The 19,917-nt window shown below is 57.9% G+C and carries 16 protein-coding genes and 1 other RNA gene; 2 read left to right on the top strand and 15 right to left on the bottom strand.

All coding sequences use genetic code 11. The features are described 5' to 3' along the window. Window positions 1-45: 45 nt before the first annotated feature. The 9 genes from NQ495_RS02895 to NQ495_RS02855 form a co-directional block, all read right to left on the bottom strand. The gene (locus tag NQ495_RS02895) at window positions 46-588 is read right to left on the bottom strand and encodes a KdsC family phosphatase (RefSeq protein ID WP_009134467.1); all 543 of its coding nucleotides are present in this window, start codon (window positions 586-588) and stop codon (window positions 46-48) included. Then, complete coding sequence (locus NQ495_RS02890) at window positions 564-1,349, bottom strand: Rossmann-like and DUF2520 domain-containing protein (RefSeq protein ID WP_009134468.1); 786 nt, start codon at window positions 1,347-1,349, stop codon at window positions 564-566. Before NQ495_RS02890 ends, NQ495_RS02895 begins: the two co-directional genes overlap by 25 nt. Next, window positions 1,346-2,749: a YihY/virulence factor BrkB family protein gene (locus tag NQ495_RS02885; protein ID WP_009134469.1), complete on the bottom strand. Its 1,404-nt coding sequence runs from the start codon at window positions 2,747-2,749 to the stop codon at window positions 1,346-1,348. Before NQ495_RS02885 ends, NQ495_RS02890 begins: the two co-directional genes overlap by 4 nt. A 45-nt stretch (window positions 2,750-2,794) precedes the next feature. Continuing rightward, window positions 2,795-4,261, bottom strand: a complete 1,467-nt coding sequence (nhaC, locus tag NQ495_RS02880; RefSeq protein ID WP_009134470.1) for a Na+/H+ antiporter NhaC — start codon at window positions 4,259-4,261, stop codon at window positions 2,795-2,797. Beyond that, the gene (locus NQ495_RS02875) at window positions 4,254-5,738 is read right to left on the bottom strand and encodes a THUMP-like domain-containing protein (protein ID WP_009134471.1); all 1,485 of its coding nucleotides are present in this window, start codon (window positions 5,736-5,738) and stop codon (window positions 4,254-4,256) included. The genes nhaC and NQ495_RS02875 overlap by 8 nt, the downstream gene beginning before the upstream one ends. Further along, the gene (locus tag NQ495_RS02870; protein WP_009134472.1) at window positions 5,735-7,420 is read right to left on the bottom strand and encodes a ComEC/Rec2 family competence protein; all 1,686 of its coding nucleotides are present in this window, start codon (window positions 7,418-7,420) and stop codon (window positions 5,735-5,737) included. The genes NQ495_RS02875 and NQ495_RS02870 overlap by 4 nt, the downstream gene beginning before the upstream one ends. A gap of 12 nt (window positions 7,421-7,432) precedes the next feature. After that, a complete protein-coding gene (locus NQ495_RS02865) occupies window positions 7,433-8,968 on the bottom strand; it encodes a YifB family Mg chelatase-like AAA ATPase (protein WP_009134473.1) in 1,536 nt (511 codons plus the stop codon). Window positions 8,969-9,250: 282 nt separating this feature from the next. Beyond that, window positions 9,251-10,864, bottom strand: coding sequence for a replicative DNA helicase (dnaB, locus tag NQ495_RS02860; protein WP_009134474.1), 1,614 nt, complete (start codon window positions 10,862-10,864; stop codon window positions 9,251-9,253). Between the two features lie 36 nt (window positions 10,865-10,900). Then, window positions 10,901-12,664, bottom strand: coding sequence for a YgiQ family radical SAM protein (locus NQ495_RS02855; RefSeq protein ID WP_009134475.1), 1,764 nt, complete (start codon window positions 12,662-12,664; stop codon window positions 10,901-10,903). 139 nt (window positions 12,665-12,803) lie between these two features. Here NQ495_RS02855 and NQ495_RS02850 point away from each other — a divergent pair, with 139 nt between their 5' ends. Then, window positions 12,804-13,754: a DMT family transporter gene (locus NQ495_RS02850; protein WP_040294559.1), complete on the top strand. Its 951-nt coding sequence runs from the start codon at window positions 12,804-12,806 to the stop codon at window positions 13,752-13,754. A gap of 44 nt (window positions 13,755-13,798) precedes the next feature. On the opposite strand, the gene NQ495_RS02845 is transcribed toward NQ495_RS02850, so the two are convergent. Further along, on the bottom strand, window positions 13,799-15,004 hold the full coding sequence (locus NQ495_RS02845) for an S-adenosylmethionine:tRNA ribosyltransferase-isomerase (RefSeq protein ID WP_040294560.1): 1,206 nt from the start codon (window positions 15,002-15,004) through the stop codon (window positions 13,799-13,801). Between the two features lie 123 nt (window positions 15,005-15,127). Here NQ495_RS02845 and rnpB point away from each other — a divergent pair. Next, window positions 15,128-15,499: RNase P RNA component class A (rnpB, locus tag NQ495_RS02840), an RNA gene on the top strand. A gap of 125 nt (window positions 15,500-15,624) precedes the next feature. Here rnpB and NQ495_RS02835 read toward each other — a convergent pair. Genes NQ495_RS02835 through NQ495_RS02815 form a run of 5 tightly spaced genes read right to left on the bottom strand, consistent with a single transcriptional unit; the run spans window position 15,625 to window position 19,896 of the window. Next, on the bottom strand, window positions 15,625-16,383 hold the full coding sequence (locus tag NQ495_RS02835; RefSeq protein WP_009134478.1) for a methyltransferase domain-containing protein: 759 nt from the start codon (window positions 16,381-16,383) through the stop codon (window positions 15,625-15,627). Continuing rightward, window positions 16,373-17,065, bottom strand: coding sequence for a pimeloyl-ACP methyl esterase BioG family protein (locus tag NQ495_RS02830; RefSeq protein ID WP_009134479.1), 693 nt, complete (start codon window positions 17,063-17,065; stop codon window positions 16,373-16,375). The genes NQ495_RS02835 and NQ495_RS02830 overlap by 11 nt, the downstream gene beginning before the upstream one ends. After that, the gene (locus NQ495_RS02825) at window positions 17,047-18,162 is read right to left on the bottom strand and encodes an aminotransferase class I/II-fold pyridoxal phosphate-dependent enzyme (protein ID WP_009134480.1); all 1,116 of its coding nucleotides are present in this window, start codon (window positions 18,160-18,162) and stop codon (window positions 17,047-17,049) included. The genes NQ495_RS02830 and NQ495_RS02825 overlap by 19 nt, the downstream gene beginning before the upstream one ends. Next, entirely contained in the window at window positions 18,159-18,974 is an 816-nt protein-coding gene (locus tag NQ495_RS02820; RefSeq protein ID WP_009134481.1) for a 1,4-dihydroxy-6-naphthoate synthase, read from the bottom strand. Before NQ495_RS02820 ends, NQ495_RS02825 begins: the two co-directional genes overlap by 4 nt. Next, a complete protein-coding gene (locus NQ495_RS02815; RefSeq protein WP_009134482.1) occupies window positions 18,958-19,896 on the bottom strand; it encodes a DUF454 family protein in 939 nt (312 codons plus the stop codon). Before NQ495_RS02815 ends, NQ495_RS02820 begins: the two co-directional genes overlap by 17 nt. Window positions 19,897-19,917 lie beyond the last annotated feature (21 nt).

The raw sequence follows: 19,917 nt of genomic DNA, 5'->3' as shown, positions 1-19,917 counted from the left end.
ATCCGGCTTCTTTTACTGGAAGAAGCCCAGGTGTCCGGAAACGGATTACCTCGATGCGACAGTCACCGCTACGGCCTTGTCTCCGGGTTTGTACCAATCGCCGCGCGCACGCATCACTTGTTCCACCACGTCGCGCACGCACCCTTCGCCGCCTTTGAATTGCGAAACGTAGCGAGAGACTTCGACCACTTCGGTGGCGGCGTCGGCCGGGCACACCGGCATCCCGACGTGCAGCATCGGTTCGATGTCGGGGATGTCGTCGCCCATGTAGAGAATCTCTTCGGCCTGCACGTCCAGTTTCTGCATCAGTTCGTGCAATGCATCGATCTTATGGAAGCAGTTCGTGTAGACATGCTCCACCCCCAGCATTTCGAAGCGGACGGTCAGGCTGCGTCCCCGGCCTCCGGTGATGATCGCCACGTGGTAACCCCGCTTCATCGCGTAAGAAAGTGCATAGCCGTCCTTTGCATGGAATTTCCGGATGAATTCCCCTTCTGGGGTCACGATGATGCCGCCGTCGGTCATCACGCCGTCCACGTCCAGTACGATAACGCGTACGCGCGCTATATCTTCTTTGAAGTTTCCCATATCTCTGTGCTGATTTTTTGATACAATTCCTGTAACTGCGGATGCCCTTCGAGCAATCCGAGGTGTTTTTGCTGGGTTTGTCGGTCGCCCCGTCGGGCCGGTCCGGTCTGTACCGCTGCAGCCGACGGACAGCCCAGCGCTTTGGCTGCGGTTTCAGAGATCAACGGGCCGATCAACTGCGGTGGCAGGCCCTTTTCGGCGAGCAACTCTTGTGCGATCGCATACATGTGGTTGGTAAAGTTGCATGCGAAAACCGCGGCCAGGTGGAGTTGCGCGCGCTGCTGTTCCGAAACTTCGTATACCGAATCGGATAGTTCCGAGGCAAGTAAGCGCAGTGCCGCGGCCGTGTCCGGATGTTCCCCTTCGATCAGCAGCGGAACCTGCCGGAAATCTATCCGCCTCCCTGCCGTAAACGTTTGCAGCGGGTAGAACACCCCCCGGTGGGACAAGCGGTCGGGCAAGACGTTCAGCGAGACGCTCCCGGCTGTGTGCGCGACAATGGCGTTGCCGAAATCGAGGTTTTCCGCTATTGCCCCGATTTGTGTGTCGCTGACCGAAATCAGGTAGATATCTGCCGGGACAAGCTGTGCCGGATCGTCCGTATGGTCGCATCCCGCCATCCGGGCAAGTTTCGCTCCGCGGGCCCGGTTCCGGGCGTAAATCTGTCCGAGGCGGAATCTTCCGGCGGGATGCAGTCCGCCTAAAGCGACGGCAAACGCTTCGGCTACATTCCCGCTTCCGATCAGGCAGATACGCTTCATGCCTGCGCCTCCTTCCGATCTTCGCCGGGCATATTCGCGGCATTAGGGGCCGGGGCGATATCCATCAACAGAATGTTGTAAGGGGAGTTTTTCGTGATTCGGTCCATGTTGTCGAGGATCGTGTTGATCTCGCGGTATTCGGAGCTCATGCCGATGTCGAGCGGGTCTTTCCAAAGCGCTTCACGGTAACTTTCCGGAATGTTTTTCGCTTTCGATTGCACGGTCGTCGCTACCTGGTGGATGACATCGAAAACACTGAGCGTATGCACGTCGCGGGCCGGGATGTAGAAGTTCGTCTTTTCATCCGGACTAAGGATCGGCGCGATCAATCCGGCCCGTTCGAGGTCGAAAATTACGTCGCGTACGATGCGTACAGGCATGTTGAGCTGTTGGGCGACCGCTTCGGACGAAATGCCGCCTTCGTTGTGCAGGAAATGCCGGACGATCTGTTGCATGACCAACAGCAGTGCCCGTTTGCGGTATTCGTAACTCATTTCGCTGGCCCGCTTCTCGTATTCGAATTTCTTGATATTCTGGTAAGCGAACGATAATTCGCCACCGAAAAGTACGATTTGCCAACTGATTTGCAGCCAGATCAGGAAGAGCGGAAAAGCCGCGAAGCTGCCGTAGATCGCATTGTAACTGGTCAGTGAAGACTGGATGTAGACATAAACGATCTGGAAAATCTGGAAAATTGTTCCGGCGATGATCCCTGCCGTCAGTGCGCTGCGCGGGCGGACTTTCGTATTCGGAATCACTTTGTACAGGAAAGCGAACATGATCCAGAGGGTTACAAGCGACAAGATTCCGAAAAGGAAATCCACGGCGGGGCCGGGGGTGAAATGCAGCAGCTGGTCCTGGGCCTGGAGCCGGATGCTGCTAGAGAGTATCCAAAGGATCGGTACGATTACCACAACGGCGATGTAGTCGCTCACCTTGCGGGCGATACTGCGCGGTTTGCGGACCTCCCAGATGTCGTTGAAAGCCTTCTCGACGTTGTTGAACACCTTGACCACCGACCAGAACAGGACGACCAGACCGACCGATGCGATCAGCCCCCCCCTGGTGCGTTGCAGCATGGCGTTTGCGAACTCGATCACCTGATCGATTACTGCGCCGTACTGCGGGAATTCGGCGTATAGGTAACTGTTGAGTTTCGTCTCCAGGGAGAAGCCTTTGGCGATACCGAACACCAATGCGGCGATCGGCACGAGCGACATCAGCGTGTAGAACGTGAGTGCGGCCGATTTCACCAGGATACTGTGCTCGGCGAATCCCTGTGCGGTAAAGAGGAACACTTTGAACTGGCGCACCGCCCACCGCACTTTGGACGAGCGGTACTCGTGCTCCTTTTTGAACCAGATGTCGTAGGAGATGTATTGGATGATCTTTTTTATCATGATGCCGAGGCTGACGGGCCGAAATGGCCGACTGAACAAAGATAGCTAATTGTTCCGGTTTTCCGCTTCCGTGCCGGGATCGGTTTGTACGAGACGCCGGATTTTGATGTTGCACCAGGCGAACAGGATCGACATCAGCGGACTGAGGTAACAGAAGAACGCATAGGGGAGGTAGGTAAGCGTCGCAACGCCCAGTACGCTCGACTGGGTCGCGCCGCAGGTATTCCACGGGATCAGCACCGAGGTGGCCGTTCCGGCGTCTTCGAGCGTACGGCTCAGCACTTCGGGCGCCAGTCCGTTTCGCCGGTAGGCTTTCGCAAACATCTTGCCGGGGATGACGATCGCAATGTATTGGTCCGATGCGGTCGTGTTGAACAGGACGCAGGTTGCGGCAGTGGTCGTTACCAGCCCCCCGGTCGAGTGTACGCGCCGGATCAGGGCTGAGGTCAGGCGTTCGAGAAAATGGCCTGCTTCCATCACTCCGCCGAAAATCATCGCGGTGACGATCAACCAGACGGTGTTCAGCATCCCGGCCATCCCTTTCGAAGTGAACAGGGCATCGACCGCCGGATCGCCCGTGTTCATCGAGATGGTACCGTACATTGCTTTGGTGATGACCCGGTAGGCTCCGCCGGCCGTGAGTTCCGCGTCGCCGCTCAGTTGGGCGATGACCGACGGTTGGCAAATCAGCGCGAGGATCCCGCCCAGGATTCCGCCGATGAAGAGCACCGGTACGGGCGGCATTTTCCGGACGATCATTACGATTACGATGACCGGCACGATGAACAGCAGCGGCGAAATGTTGTAGTGTGTGGTGATGGTTTGCTGAACCGATTCGACCGATGCTCCCGTGGGGGCGATGTCGCTGCACAGCGAGAGGATCACAAAAATGACCAATGTGATGAGCATCGTGGGACCCGTGGTGAACATCATGTAGCGGATGTGCGTGAAGAGGCTTACTTCGGCGGTCGCTGCGGCCAGGTTCGTCGTGTCGCTCAGCGGTGAAATCTTATCTCCGAAGTAGGCGCCCGAGATGATGGCCCCGGCAATCATCGCATCGTTGAAACCGAGTGTTTGCCCGATACCCAGCAGTGCGACGCCTACCGTGGCCACCGTGGACCACGAACTGCCGGTCGCTACCGAGATGACGGCCGAAATCACGACCGCCGCCGGCAGAAAATAGTCGGGGCGCAGGATGTACAGTCCGTAATGGATCATCGCCGGAATAATACCGCTGAGCATCCAGGTCCCGGCCAGCACCCCGATCATCAGCAGGATCAGGATCGCAGGTATCGCTCCGGTCAGCGTGTGGAGTATCCCTTTGAGGATATCGTTCCAATGTTTGCGGTTGTAGAACGCGATGCAGGCGGCTACGCCCGAGGCGATCAGCAGCGACATCTGGTTTGCCCCTGAGAGCGTATCGTCGCCCAGTAGCGTAACATTGAGGCCGATCAGGCCGATCAGGGTCAGGATCGGGATCAGAGATTGGAATATGGTCGGTTTTTTAGACATGCGGTGTGGTTTCGGCGGGTAAGCGTATTTCATCGCCTAGCAAGAGTGCGTACAAGTGTTCGCCGATACGGGTGAAGGCCGCGTAGCGGGTACCGCCTTGCCGGATACCCAACGCTTGGGCAATGGCGTCGGCGTTGTGCGGGAACTCTTTTTTCAGCAGGTTGCAGCGGGTGATTCCCGCTTGTTTAAAATGTCGTTTCAGTATTTTCGGCTGGTAGGGAAGCATTTCGCGTATCGGATAGGCGCGGCCGAAGAAATTGGCCGGTATCCGGTCGCCAAAACAGTAACCGCCCGGGGACGGGGCCGTGCAGCCGCACCGGGAGGCGTACGCTTGTACGAGTCTGGCCTTATACAGCGTGACGTCCGGAATCAGCAGGTAACCGGGCGCAGCGGCCAGTTCCGCAGCCGGAGTATCGGCTGCCGGGCAGGTACGCTCTTCGGCTGTTCGGACCGGCGCATTCGTATCCGGTTGCTGTAATTCCGTTTTTTGTCCCTGACCGTGTTTTGAAGCTTGTTCGATCGTTGATATTCCTGATCCTGCACCGGATGTTTCCGGGTAGGTCCATGTGCCCGAGGTGCGGTCGAAGCAGAGCGAAGGCCTGCCGACGATGGTTAGCCGGATTTGGCCGTCTTTTCGGTTTTCCATTGCTGCGGCCGGCTGCGATGCCCGTTGAGGTGCTTGCCCGGCCTCCTGCCACGGTTGTTGTTTTTCTGGCTGTTCTTGTTGTTGCGGCGCTTGCCGTGAAACTTCGATCAGTACTTCTTTGCACTCGCCGCGAACCGATACGATCTCGACCGAAACCGTATCTCCGAACAACCTGAAAGCTTCGTCCACATCGAACAGCGGAGAGGCTTTGACGACTACCTTCGGGGCAAGCGCGAGCAACTGCGGCATCAGGGCCTTCGCATCCGGAGAGCAGTCTTCCAGCAACCATACTTTTTTACCTTGATCGTCACGCCGTGCCGGATCGATGTAGATCAGGTCGATCGTGCCGGAATTCCTGTCCGGGGTGGTTTGCGTTTGTCCCCGGAGTTGTTCGAGAAAAGCCTCGGCCGGACTATTCACGACCCGGATATTCTGTACTCCGAGCAGGCGGAAGTTGATCCGTGCGATTTCACTCAGTTCGGCGTTGCGCTCGACTGCGATGACCTGTCGGAACCGTTTGCTCAGGTAAAAGGCATCGACACCCAACCCGCAGGTCAGATCCAGGCAGGTGTCTCCCGAATATCGTTTGACGGAAGCCGTTTCTTCGCTGCTGCTTTGCTCGAAGGAGAGCGGCGGCAGGATGCACAGTGCAGCGTAGTACGAGGGGAGTTTGACGCGCGCGCGTTGTAGATACTTAATCTGGGTGGCTATGAGGGCCCCGTGTTCACGCAGCGAGAGGGCCACCCGTCCGGGATCGTCGCTCAGGTGCCCGGCGATGTAGTCGCGTAGCTGCGGGTCGAGCAGGGTGGCTATGTCGTTGCTGGTGATCATCGTGCAAATATCCGTGATTTTTTAGTAACGGCCAATTTTTCGGTTCGTGCATCTTCCCTGATTTTAATCCACACGGCCAACAGGCCCAATGCGGCATAGAGCATCAGTACGCTCATCCCGTCCATGCGGACGTCTTTTATGGCCGCTACGGGTATGCCGGCCGCCCATTCGATCAGCCCGTTCTGTATCCACAGTGCGGTTTTAATAACGAAACTGCATACCGGGTTTAGTATTCCGAGCGGCAGGAGCAACCAGAGCAGCCCCGTACTGATGATGACGAACGAGGTGAGTATCACGATCGGATTGATCAGCAGTGCGATCAGCGGAATGTTGCCGAAACTGTATGCCACCAGCGGCAGTGTGCCGATTTGCGCGGCTGCGCCGAGCATGACGCAGCTCAGGATGCCGTTCGGGATTTTACCCAGGCGTTTGCGATAGCGGTAAAGCCGCGGGTAGAAGAACAGGATCGACAGTACGGCGACGAATGAGAGCTGGAAACTGACGTCGTAGAGGTAACCCGGATGTATGGCGAGCATCAGCGTGGCGGCGCCGAGCACGAGGTTGTAACCGTTGCCGCGCTGCGAAGTGCCCAGGGCCAGTTGGGCGAACGACATCATCAGCGCAGCGCGGACGACCGGGGCGGAGAGTCCCGCTACTACCGCGTAGCTCCACATGGCGAGGATGACCAGTACGTTTTTGATCAGGTGTCCGCGGCGAAACAGCACGATCCATCCGAGCAGCAGGTTGGCGATCACCAGTACGAAACCCATGTGCAGGCCCGATACCGAAAGGATATGTGCAACACCGGTCACCGCATAGTCGTTGCGCAGTTTCGGGTCGATCCCCCGGCGTTCCCCGGCCACCAGTGTGGCGACGAGGTTGCGGTCGGCTTCGCTTAGGTCTAGCCGCATGATCCGTTCCACGGCTCCGTGCTGGACCTGGGCGGCCCGATATCCGGCTGAACGGTATTCGGAGGTTGTCCGGGCAATCAGTGCACCGGGGGTGAGGAAGCTTTTGGCGCTCATGCCCCGGCTGCGCATCAGTCTGCCGTAACTGCTGCCCGTCGTGTCGATCGGGTTGAGGTATCCCCGGAAGGTAATTTGTTCGCCTGCCCCGATCCGGTAGCAGGTGTCTATGTAGAGTTGTATCTTTTCCGATACGGAGACCCACTTTCCAGGGTTTGCCGGAGATTCGCCCGCCTTCGGGTAATTGCCGCGGGTGGTATCCCGTATTGTTCGGGAACGGGCATATTCCATGGGAGGAGCGGCATGTCCGGGGGTAAGGGACATGGAAGGGTCGTAGGCCGATGAAGCAGGCCCTTCGGGCCGGCGCGGAAAGGATCGGAAGTAGCCGATATGCGCCGTAGTGCGTTGCCACCGCCCGTGGGTATACGGCGTATCGTCTATTTGGACGACCATAAGCAGCCGTTCTCCACGCGGCACCTCTTGCTGCGTGTCGTCCAGTTGCATGATCAGCACTCCGGTGACGAAAACCGCGGCCGTTACATACCACCAGCCCGCATCGGTTTCCCGCAGCAGCCATGCCGCACCGTAAACCCCGGCGGTGATGGTAATGACGAGCCACAACGGGGCCGTTACCCGGGAAGAAAGGATAATGCCAACGGCGAGCGGTACGATAATTCGCACGAACGGAGAGAGGGCGATTTTGTCCGGGAGTTGCATGGCGTTGAGGTGCTAGGCGCCCCACGATGCCCGGTCGAGGCTGCGGTAGCGAATGGCTTCGGCGATGTGGTTGGAACGGATGGCTTCGCTTCGGTCGAGGTCGGCGATCGTGCGCGCCACTTTGATAATCCTGTCGTACGCTCGGGCCGAGAGGTTCAGCCGCTCCATCGCCGTTTCGAGCAGACGAGCCGATTCGGTGTTGAGCGGGCAGAATTCCCGCAGTTGACTGCTGCCCATCATGGCGTTGGAGTGGACCGGCATCCCGTCGAAACGTGCCTGCTGGATTTTCCGGGCCGCCACGACGCGTTTGCGAATGGTTGCGCTATCCTCTTCCGGGCGATTATGCGTCAGGTCCGCAAACGGAACCGGAGTCACTTCGATATGCAGGTCGATCCGGTCGAGCATCGGACCCGAAATATGGTTCAGGTACTTCCCGACACTTCCCGGCGAGCAGACGCACTCCCGGGTCGGATGGTTGTAGTAACCGCACGGGCACGGGTTCATCGACGCGATCAGCATGAAGTTGGCCGGGTACCGGGCCGTATACTTTGCGCGGGAGACGACGATTTGTTTCTCTTCCATCGGTTGGCGCAGCGATTCTAGCGCATTGCGGCTGAATTCGGGCAGTTCGTCGAGGAACAGGATGCCGTTGTGCGCAAGCGAAATTTCACCGGGTTGGGGATTCGCGCCGCCGCCCACCAGTGCAACCTGCGAGGTGAGGTGGTGCGGCGTGCGGAACGGCCGCACGGTGAGTAATCCCTGCCGATAGCCCATTTTCCCGGCTACCGAATGTATTCGTGTCGTTTCGAGCGCTTCCTGCAGGGTTAGCGGCGGCATGATCGACGGCATGCGTCGGGCGAGCATCGTTTTGCCCGAGCCCGGGGGGCCGATCATCAGCACGTTGTGCCCGCCTGCGGCAGCCACTTCGAGTGCCCGTTTGACCTGGGCCTGACCTTTTACGTCGCAAAAATCGCCGTCGAACGATCGTTGGGCTTCGGTAAACGTTTCGTCCAGATTGATCCTGGCAGGAGTTAAATTGGTAAATCCCTGCAAGAAATTGACTACTTCGCGCAGGTTGCCGATACCGTATACGTCCAATCCTTTCACCACTGCGGCTTCACGGGCGTTTTCTTCGGGTAAGATGATGCCGGCGAATCCCTCTTTGAGTGCTTGCATTGCGATCGGCAATGCCCCTTTAACGGGCAGGATCGATCCGTCGAGCGACAGTTCGCCGAGCAGGATATAACGCGATAGCGGGGCTGCATCGATCTGTCCCGAGGCGGCAAGCATCGCCACCGCAATGGGCAGGTCGTAGGCCGATCCCTCCTTCCTCAAATCGGCGGGGGAGAGGTTGACGACTACTTTCTTGCCGCTCATTTTATATTCGCAGTTTTCGAATGCGGCGCGGATGCGCTCCTGGCTTTCGCGTACGGCGTTATCGGGCAGGCCTACCAGGTACATACCTATCCCCGCCGTGATGTTGACCTCTACGGCGACCGTCACGGCTTCGATGCCGGATATCGAACTGCAATAACTTTTGACGAACATAAATGTTCCCGGGGAAAGTTGGGTTAGTAATATTGTGTTCCGGCTGTTATCCCGAAACGGGTTTTCGTTTGTGTCGACAGTCGGTTGATAAAACAATCCGGTCACCAATTCGTCGATTCGTGTGAATTACCGTATCGGTCAACCGGGGAGCGTCGCAATGCGGCTGTATGCGGATGTTTTCTGTTCTCTCTTTTGATTCTCTCTGCATACTTCTTCTCTCTCTCGTGCAGGGAAGCCGTGTCAGCCTTCGTGTGTTAACGGTTATATCTGTTCAGTGGAATGTCAAAACGGTGATCCTTCGTCGTCGGGCGGCGTGTTGCTGCCGAAGGTTCCTCCCAGCGATGAGGGCGAGTTGCCGAACGTGCCTCCGAAAGATCCTGACGGCACGCCGAAATTACCGTATCCTCCCGGATCGTTCAGGCCCTGTCCTGCGCCCAGCGTAGAGCTGAATTCGGTGTTCATGCTGCTGTCGATCGCGCTGTAACTGTCCGTATCGCTGTCGAAATCCATGAAGCGCGCCTGTTCCTTGCGAAAACGCAGCTTGACCGTATCGACCGCTCCGTTACGGTGTTTTGCGACGATAATCTCGGCCATGCCCTGCGTCGGTGTGCCGTCTTCGTCGACCGTGAGGCCGTAATACTCCGGACGGTGGATGAAGGCCACCAGGTCGGCATCCTGCTCGATGGCGCCCGATTCCCGCAGGTCGGAGAGCTGCGGGCGCTTGCTGCCGCCACGGGATTCGACCGAACGGTTCAACTGCGAGAGTGCGATGATCGGTACGTTGAGCTCCTTGGCGATCGCCTTGAGCGACCGGGAAATCATGGCCACCTCCTGTTCACGGTTGCTGTTGCGGTTGTCTGTGGAGGCCGTCATCAGCTGCAGGTAGTCGATGATAATCAGCTGGATATCATATTGAGTCTTGAGCCGTCGTACTTTTGAACGAAATTCGAAAATCGATAGAGCGGGTGTGTCGTCGATAAAGAGCGGGGCGGTCGAGAGCGGCTTGATCGCCGTCTCCATGTGTTTCCACTGCTCCGGGGTGAGGTCGCCGTTGCGGACGCTGCGCGAGTCGAGTTCCGATTCGGCTACGACCAAACGCATCATCAGCTGTTGGGCGCTCATCTCGAGTGAGAAGAATGCCACCCCTTTCTCGAAGTCCACCGCGACGTTTCGTGCGAGCGAAAGTACGAAAGCCGTTTTACCCATCGACGGGCGGGCCGCGATGATGATCAGGTCCGACGGCTGCCATCCCAGCGTCAGCCGGTCGAGATGCGTGAATCCTGACGGTACGCCGCTGAATCCGCCTTCCCGCTTGGAAGCCTCTTCGATCATCTGCAGCGTCTTGGTCAGGATGTCGCGTGATTTCTGCACGTCCCGTTTGACGTGCCCTTCCGCTACTTTGAAGATTTCACCCTCGGCGAAATCGATCAGGTCGGTCACGTCGGTCGCCTCGTCGAACGATTTTTTCTGGATTTCGGTCGTCGCGCGGATCAGTTCGCGCTGGACGTATTTCTGGGCGATGATCTTCGCGTGGAATTCGACGTGCGCGGCCGAACCGACCTTCTGGGTCAGCTGTGCGAGGTAAGAGGGGCCGCCTACTGCCGTCAGCTTCTTGATCTGCTTGAGCTTTTCGGTGACGGTGTAGAGGTCGATCGGTTTGAGTTCCATCGACAGGTCGACGATGGCCTTGTAGATAATCTGGTGTGCTTCGTTGTAGAAGGCCTCGGGAGTGATGAGTCCCTGCACTTCGATCACCGCGTCCTTTTCGAGCATCAGTGCGCCGAGCACCGCCTCTTCGAGCTCGACCGCCTGCGGCGGCACGACGGCCATCGGGTCGGATGTGAGCGCTGCCGCCGCACGGGCGTTGTTTTCCTTGTGGGTATATTGTTTGGCCATAATCTTCCTCGTTCGGTGGGTAAAGGTATAAAATTTCTACCGTTTTTTCCAGCCGAAGAAGTAGCTTTTCTGCCGCCGTTTTTCCTCTTGGCTGCGGGCCACGTAGACCTTTTCTCCCGTGTACGGGTTCTCTCCGGTGTAGAACATGACCGAAGAGAGGGTCATCGGCGTCGGGGTCAGGTCCTGCACCTGTTCGAGCCGGAAGTGGAGCCGTCGCGTCTCGTCGGCCAGGTGGCGCATATCCATCTCGGTGCAGCCCGGATGGCTCGAAATGAAATATGGGATCAGTTGATAGTTAAGCCCCTCTTCCGAGCAGATGCGGTTGAATTGCGCGTTGAGCTCACGGAATCGGTCGAACGGCGGTTTGCGCATCAGTTTCAGGACATGTTCCTCGGTGTGTTCGGGGGCGACTTTGAGCCGTCCCGACACATGGTTTCGGATCACTTCGCGCAGGTAAGCGCCGCCGTCCTGTTCGAACAGGTCGTAGCGGATGCCGCTGCCGATAAAGGCTTTTTTAATTCCTTTGACAGCCGAAACCTTGCGGTATAGATCGATCAGCGGACGGTGACTGTTGTCGAGGTTCCGGCATACCGACGGATGGATGCATGAGGGACGGCTGCATTTGGCGCAGAGCGCCTGGTTTTTGCCTTTCATGCGGTACATGTTGGCCGACGGGCCGCCCAGGTCGGAAAGGTAGCCTTTGAAACCGGGCATTGCAGCGATTTGGCAAACCTCTCTGAGGATCGACTCTTCGCTGCGGCTCGAAACGAACTTGCCCTGGTGGGCCGAAATCGTGCAGAAGCTGCATCCCCCGAAGCATCCCCGGTGCAGGTTGACCGAGAATTTGATCATTTCGTAGGCCGGGATATCCCCTTTGCCGTTGTAGCGCGGGTGCGGCAGGCGCGTGTAGGGCAATGCGAAACTGCGGTCTAAATCTGTTTCCGAGATAGAAGGATAGGGGGGATTGACCACCACGAACCGGTCTCCCACCGGTTCTACCAATGTGGCGGCCTGCATGCGGTTCGATTCGGTTTCGATCCGGACGAAATTTTCGCCGAAGGCTTTTTTATCTTTCAGGCACCGCTCGAAACTGTGGAGCATAATCCGGTTTTCGGGCAGTGTTTCGATTTGTTTGCGTGCGGCCAGGAAGGCCACTTGCGGCAGTTTACGCAGCAGGTTCAGGTTATAGCCGCCGCGCATCGCCCGTGCGATTTCGGGCATCGTCTTGTCGCCCATGCCGTAAATCAGCAGGTCGGCACCGCTCTCGACCAATACCGAAGGCTTGAGCGAATCGCTCCAGTAGTCGTAGTGTGTGGTGCGCCGCAACGATGCTTCGATGCCGCCGATGATGACCGGCGTATCGGGATAGAGCTGCTTGAGGATGCGGGTATAGACTGTCACGACATAGTCGGGCCTGAAACCCGCTTTACCCCCGGCCGTGTAGGCGTCGTCGCTGCGCAACCGCTTGTTGGCCGTATAATGGTTCACCATCGAGTCCATCGCTCCGCCCGAGACGCCGAAGAAGAGGCGCGGCCGTCCCAGTTTGCGGAAGTCGCGCAGGTCGTCCTTCCAATTGGGCTGCGGCACGATGGCTACTCGCAGACCTTCGGCTTCGAGCAGGCGTCCGATCACCGCTGCGCCGAACGACGGGTGGTCGATGTAGGCGTCTCCCGAGAAGAGGATTACGTCGAGTTCATCCCATCCCCGTGCCCGCACCTCCTTGAGCGAAGTGGGCAGCCAGTCTGCCGGTTTATAGGCGGGTGCCTTGCGTCCCGGTGTATGTGTATCGTGTACGGTCAACGTTGCAATTTTGCGGTAAAAGTAGCTGATTCCGCGTCAAAGTCAAAAGGAATCCCTACTTTTGCCATTTAAAAGAGGCGACACGATGGGACATCCTGAACGAAATACAACGACTGCGGTCTCTGCGGGCGATCATAGCATGAAAGGGCATTTGGCATTGTTGCTGGCGAATACGATGTTCGGTTTCAACGTGCCGATCGCCAAAGGGGTGCTTGCAAGCGGCATGGTGTCGCCCTATGCGCTCAATCTGTTCCGTATGGGCGGGGCCGCTTTGCTTTTCTGGATCGCATCGCTCTTCGCTCCCCGCGAGAAAGTCAGCCGAAAGGACCTCGTTTTGCTTTTCTTCGCATCGCTCTTCAGCATCCAACTTAACCAGACCTCTTTCCTGATAGGGTTGTCCATGACCTCGCCGATCGACGCATCGATTGCCGCTTCCACCGTGCCGATCCTGACGATGCTGATCGCCGCCGTCTACCTCAAAGAGCCGATTACGTGGAAAAAGGCGATTGGCGTCGCAGTCGGCGCTTCGGGTGCGCTGTTGCTGATCCTGAGTAACGGAACGGTCGATACGGCGGGACGGTCGGGCAGTATTGCAGGCGACATGATCTGCCTGATGGGTGCGCTGTCGTTTGCCATTTACCTGGCCGTCTTCAAGCGCCTGATCGCCCGTTATTCGTCGGTGACGTTGATGAAATGGATGTTCCTGTATGCTGCGATTTGCGCGATTCCGCTGTGCGGCGGCGATGCGGCGGCGATCGATTATGCGCATTTGTCCCCCGCTCTTTGGGGCGGCGTGCTCTATGTGGTTTGCTGCGCCACTTTCTTTTCTTACCTGTTGATTCCCGTCGGGCAAAAGTACCTGCGTCCGACGGTGGTGGGCATGTATACCTACCTGCAGCCTTTCATCGCGTCGGTGGTGGCCGTACTGGCCGGGCTCGACCGGTTCGGGTTTGCAAAGGGGATTGCCGCAGTGATGGTTTGCCTCGGCGTTTATATCGTTAACCAAAGTAAATCCCGTGCACAGTTGGATGCGGAACGGGCCGCCCGGCAGCAGGCCGCTTCGGCAGCCCAAACCTCTCCCCGAGCATAATCATCGAAAAGTGCGTAACCGGCCGCATCATGATCTGTATTGAGTCAGGGAAGCAGCAGCGAACTGTCTCCGTAGCTCAGGAACCGGAAGTCGTTATTCAGCGCGAAATCGTAAACTTTGCGCCAATCTTCGCCGATAAATGCCGAGACCAGCAGCAGCAGCGTGCTTTGCGGCTGGTGAAAGTTCGTAATGATGCCGCGGACGATCCGGTAGCGGTACCCCGGCATAATCATGATCTGCGTAGCCGTTTTCAGCTTAGCCAGACGCTCTTGTTCCAAATAAACGGACAGGGCCTCCAGCAGTTCCCTCGTCTCCCGCTGGACGGGAACGTCGTAGATTTCCCACTGTCCGACGGGCCGCTCCGCATCGGGCGATCCGGACGAAAGTATGCGCCAGCCGAGCGCGCAGAGTGATTCGAGGGTGCGGACGCTGGTGGTGCCTACGGCGATAACCTCTCCCAAGTGGTCGATCAGGTTGCGGATCGTCGAGAGCCGGATCTCGAAATGTTCGGTGTGCATCTTGTGCCGTGTTACTTCGTCGGTCTTGACAGGCAGGAATGTACCGGCTCCAACATGAAGCGTCACTTCATCCGTCAGGTGCCCGGTATTTCGCAGTTCCGCGATGATCTCCGGCGTGAAGTGGAGCCCTGCGGTCGGTGCTGCGACCGAACCCTCGAATTTCGAATAGACGGTCTGGTAACGGCTGTTGTCGAGCTCTTCGCTTTCGCGGCAGAGGTAAGGCGGGATCGGGATGCGTCCGAGTGCTTCGAGCAACTGGCCGAAACTTTGGTCGCCGTTCCACGAAAATTCGATGATTTGTTCCTTGTCGGTCTGGCCGGCTTTCCGTGCCGTCAGGCGCTGCGCCCGGCCCTCCGCCTCGAAATCGATGTGCAGTTCGTCGTCTTTCCATTTTTTCAGGTTCCCGACAATGCAGCTCCAACGGCAGGATCCTTTGACGGCGAAAGCCCGCTCGTAATCGGCCGGATCGTGGGGCTCGAGGCAGAAAATTTCGATGCGTGCGCCGGTAGGTTTGTAGAAAACCAGCCGTGCACGGATCACTTTCGTGTTGTTGAATACGAGCATCGCTCCGGCGGGAAGCGCTTCGCCGATGCGTGCGAAGCGGCTTTCGGAGATGCCGCCCTTCTCGTAAACGAGCAATTTGGACATTTCGCGTCGCTCGAGCGGAAATTTGGCGATGCGGTCTTCTGGCAGCGGATAGTTGTAGTCGGATATGAGCAGTTCGTTGTTCACGGCAGGAAGGATTGGATGCGAATCGCGGTTACCGCCCTGTAGCGGGCGGTCCCGCGCAAAAGTAGCAATAAAATGGCAATCGCGTATGGCCGTGTGGCGATTGTTCACTACCTTTGCCCCGCACAGCAGGGAGGCTCTGCCGCTGCCTTCGGTTCAGCCGGAGGGGGAGGAAAGTCCGGGCAACACAGAGCGCCGTCCTTCCTAACGGGAAGATTTCCGCAAGGGAATAGTAGTGTAACAGAGAACAACCGCCTAAGGCCCGCTTGCGGGTCCGGTAAGGGTGAAAAGGTGGGGTAAGGGCCCACCGCGGGTGTGGCGACACACTTTGGCCGTACGCCTGACGGGTTGCAAGACCATGTATACCGACGCAGTAGGATGGCTCGTCCGATGTCGGGGGGTAGGTTGCTGACGAGCCGTGCGGGTGACCGCCGGCCTAGATAAATGGCAGAGGCCTCTTCGGAGGTACAGAACCCGGCTTATACGCCCTGCTGTGCTTTTTTATTTTGTTGCGGTTCCGGTTTTGGGCCGCTTTTTTATTGGGCTCGTTTCGAAAGCGTACTAGCTTCGGTTTGACGTGTATGTTTTTGTGCCGGGTGCTTCTGCTTGTCCGCGCAGCGTTTCTATTTTCTCGCCACGATCAGGATCGGGTGATAAGTAAGTGTCACTGTGCCTGAAGAAGTCGAAAACCGGCTGCGGTAGAGCGTTTCGAAATCTGTCAGCCGTCGCGGGGTCCAGCGGGTTTTGCGGATTGCGTTTACCCCGGTCGCCTTGATGTGCCGCAGTACGTCGGTCGGGGAGCCGAACTCCAGGCGGCGTGCGTACTCCTTTTGTTCTTCGATTGTCAATCCTGCCTGTTTCAGTAAACCGGCCAGTTCCGCAGAGGTGTAGTAAACGAGGCCGTCCCCGGTCGTCGCCCGGATCTCTTCGAAGTTGTCGGGGCCGAAGGTGCTGAGCGCCAATCTGCCCCCGGCAGCGAGCATCTCTTGGGTACGGTTGAGGAAAGCGGGCAGGTTGTCGAACCATTGTACCGTCGAAGCGGTGGCGATCAGGTCGAACGGCCTGCCGAACGCGGGCAGCGATTCGGCGTCTCCCCAATAACATTGCGTTTTACGGCCGCCGACGTAGGGCTGCAGGAAGCATTCCGACGCTTCGACCAGATCGTTCAGCGTCCATTCTGCGTCGGGGTAGCGCTCCAGAAGCCGCCGGGTCAGGAAGCCCGTTCCGGTACCCACTTCCAATCCCCGGGTGATTTTTCCGGGGACATGCGTCCCGATCAATTCCGCGAGTTCTTCGCAAATACGCTCCTGCACGACGGCCAGTGAATTGTAGCTGCGCAGATTCGCCGCAAAACGGTTTTTCAGCAGGTCTTTATCGCTCATGGCGGCGGGATTGCATCGGTTGTTCGGTGTGCAGCCTCGACAGTACGATTGCCGGGTCGGCATACGGATAGTGCGGCATGCCGGGACATAACTGTACCTCTGTTGCGGGAGACTCTTCGGTCCAGTAGGCTTTTACGTTGTCCGGCGGGAAGATGATGTCCTGAAGCCCGATCACGGCTTCGCTCCATGTGATCGAAGGACGGTAGGCTTTGGCCGACGCATCGAACAGGTTGCAGAGCTCTTCGTATTTCTCCTCGAAGGGTCGTGTTTCGAGCCAAGGGGCGATCGTGTCGTAAAAGTCGCCGAACGTGCGGCGGTTGAAAGCTTCGATTCCGGTGTGGGCGATCCCTTTGAGCGTGACTGCGAATGATTTCGGCGGAATGCCGTAGCGATTGTTTACCGGCAGGGGGGTGCCGTTCAGTGCGACCGTCTTGTAAAAGGGAATACCCCGGAAAATCAGCTCCGAAACCCAGACCCCGAACGACCATGCGAACAGGTAAATCCGCCGGTATCCGGCGACAGTCGCCGGATCGACCGATTCGATGGTGCGGTAATCGTCCGTACAGAGGATATCGTAACCTTCGGGACGGATGTGTGCGACGGCATGGAAATCCGAGGCCCATCCCAATGCGAAGACGATCAGGTCCCGGTTACGCTCTTTGACTATCCAATGCTGTTCCATACCTCTTTGAATTTTACGATTGCCCCGGTGTTCAGCGCAGCGTTCAGCGAAACGCGCACGCGGGCTTTGCCCTGCGGTACGGTGGGGTAGCGGATCGGCATTACCCAGAAGCCCGCTTCCCGGAACTTTTTACTCATTTCGATGGCGCGGTGGTTCTCCCCGGCCATCAGCGGTATGATGTGCGTCGAGGACGGCGAACCGGTCAGTCGATGCGACAAAAGGTTCAGGTGTTCCCGCCACGGCTCCATTTGCGGCAGTCGCCGGATAACGTAGTCCGACCAGCGTAGCGAGATGGGCGGCAGTGCCGTGGAGAAGATCAGCGTCCGCAGGCGGTTGACCAGAAATTCCCGTATTTCCCCGTCCGTGATTACGAATGCACCCTGCGAGGCGATCGCTTTGCCGAGCGTGGCGACCAGGATGTCGCAATCCGTACCCGTGGCAGCTGCCAGCCCCCGGCCGCCGGGGCCGCAGACTCCGAAGGCATGCGCCTCGTCTACGTAGAGTTTCAGGTCGTATTTTGTTTTTAGGGCTTGCAGAGTTGCGAGCGGCGCGCAGTCTCCGTCCATGCTGAAGATCGATTCGGTGACGATCCAGACGTTGCGGTAATGTCCACGGTGACGGACCAGCAGCCTTTCCAGATGATCCATGTCGTTGTGGTTGAAACGCTGCCACTCCGCTTTGCAGAGTTGCAGCCCGTCGATCAGGCTCGCATGCACCAGCTTGTCTGCCAGGATCAGGTCGCCTTTTTCGGTTATCGCCGGCAGTATGCCTGAGTTGGCCATGTACCCGCAGCCGAGTACCAGCGCGGCTTTGCCGCCGTACAGATCGGAAAGGGTCTGTTCGAGGCGGGTATATTCCGGACTGTTCCCGGTAATCAGCCGGGAAGAGGGATTGCTTAGCAAAAACGCGTCGCTTTCGTCTATTTCGTGCATGAACTCCCGGTGCATGTCGCGGCACGCGATGCCCAGATAGTCATTCGATGAAAGGTTGAGGTAACGCTTGCCTTCATGTTCGATATAAATCCCTTCAGGAGCTATTTCCGGCAGGGTTCGCAGGTTTTCTTCGGCCGTCAGCGAAGCAAGGGTTTCGCGTATCATACGAACACCTCCTCTTCTTTTATGCCAAACGTTTCCGTGCCGAGCAGTCCAGTGACCGCTTTGCGCCCTTCCGCTCCCAGATCGACCGAATAGTCGTTCACGAAGAGTTCGATGTGGCTTCGGGTGACCTCTTCGCTCAGTTCCTGTGCGTATTGTCTGACGAATCCGGCCGATACCGCCGGGTTGGCCCGTGCATATTCGATGCTGCGGCGCAATACCCGGTCTATTTTCCGTTGCAGTGGGGCGTCGAGCCGCCGCGATACGACGATGGCCCCGAGCGGCAGCGGCAGTCCTGTGAGTCTTTCCCATTCGACGCCGAGATCGGCTACCAGTTGCAGCCCGATTTTGCGGTAGACGAACCTGCCTTCGTGGATCAGCACGCCCGCATCGCATTCTCCGGTCATTACCGCCTCGGCAATGTCGGAAAAGAGGTAGGCACGCCGGTCTTTGACGGACGGATAGATTTTGTTCAGCAGCAGGTTGGCGGTGGTGTGTTCGCCCGGGATGGCCACCCGTGCATCGTGCAGTTCGTCGGGGTAAATTTTGTAACGGCTTACCAGTAGCGGGCCGTTGCCGCGGCCCAGCGCACTGCCGCTGTTGAGAATTTTGTACCGGTCGCTGATTTGCGGGACTGCTGCATAGCTCAGCTTCGAAATGTCCGGTTCCCCTGAGAGTGCCGCCCCGTTGAGTTGTTCGATGTCGGCGAGGTGCAGGTCGAATACGAGTCCTTCCGTGTCGATGCGGCCGTGCAGCATCGCTTCGAACATGAACGTGTCGTTCGGGCAGGTCGATATGTTAAGCTTCAAGTTCATGGATCAATCGGTTTAGGTCGCGGGCCAGGTTGTCCGTGGCGGTTTCGATGTCCCAGTCGGGGAACGGTTCGCCGACGCGGTTCGAAATGGTCCGCAGTTCGAGGAACGGCGTTCCGCTTTGTGTGCAAACATAGAAAAACGAAGCGCCTTCCATATTTTCGAGTTGTGCGCCGCTGCGCTCGACAAACGGGGCCGAGGCGGCACTGAGCGTGTTGCTGTCGGCCGTTGAGAACGTCGTCTCCTGCGGGATGTGCGGGCATTCCAACCGCTCCGCGAATTTGGGTTGGAATCCTTCCGGCAGGAACGAACCCAGGTCGGCAGCGTTTTCGGCCTTTACCAACCGGCTCTCTCCCGTGGACAATCCGCTTCCGGGATAGGTTCCGGCGATCCCCGCCAGGATCGCCATACGGGGACGGTGGCGCAGGATATGGTGGTAGGTGTTGAATGCGCTGCGGTAAGGGCCGATGCCGATGGTTTCGACCGCGACGTTCGGCGGCAGGTTTGCGGCGAATTTCTCTCCTTCCATTGCAGTGGGAATCAGAACCAGGATTTTCGATCCGGTCAGCAGCGTCTTCAGGTTCAGGATGTGGACTGAGACCAGCAAAGCCATCAGGAGCAGCAGCGCCCGCAACCACCATGCTTCGGTGAAGACGATCGTGGTGAAGAGGATGGAACTCCAGAGAATGATGACCGACGAAACTTTTACGACCTTCGGGATACCCCGGCCCTGTTCGTAATCTTTCAGGTAACGCCCGAACATGCGGTTGCCCAGCAGCCATGCATTCATCTTCGGCGAACTTCTCGAGAAGCACCACAGGGCCAGCAACAGCAACGGCGTGGTGGGAACCAGCGGCAGGAACGCCCCGGCAAATCCCAACGCGACAGAGAGGTATCCGACTATTTTCAGGAAGGTTTTTTTCATAAGGTCCCGCTTCGGCGCCAC

Source organism: Alistipes indistinctus YIT 12060, assembly GCF_025144995.1.
Classification (GTDB): Bacteria; Bacteroidota; Bacteroidia; order Bacteroidales; family Rikenellaceae; genus Alistipes_A; species Alistipes_A indistinctus.
Note: the sequence above shows the minus strand (reverse complement) of the source record. Positions and strands in the feature narration are given on the sequence as shown.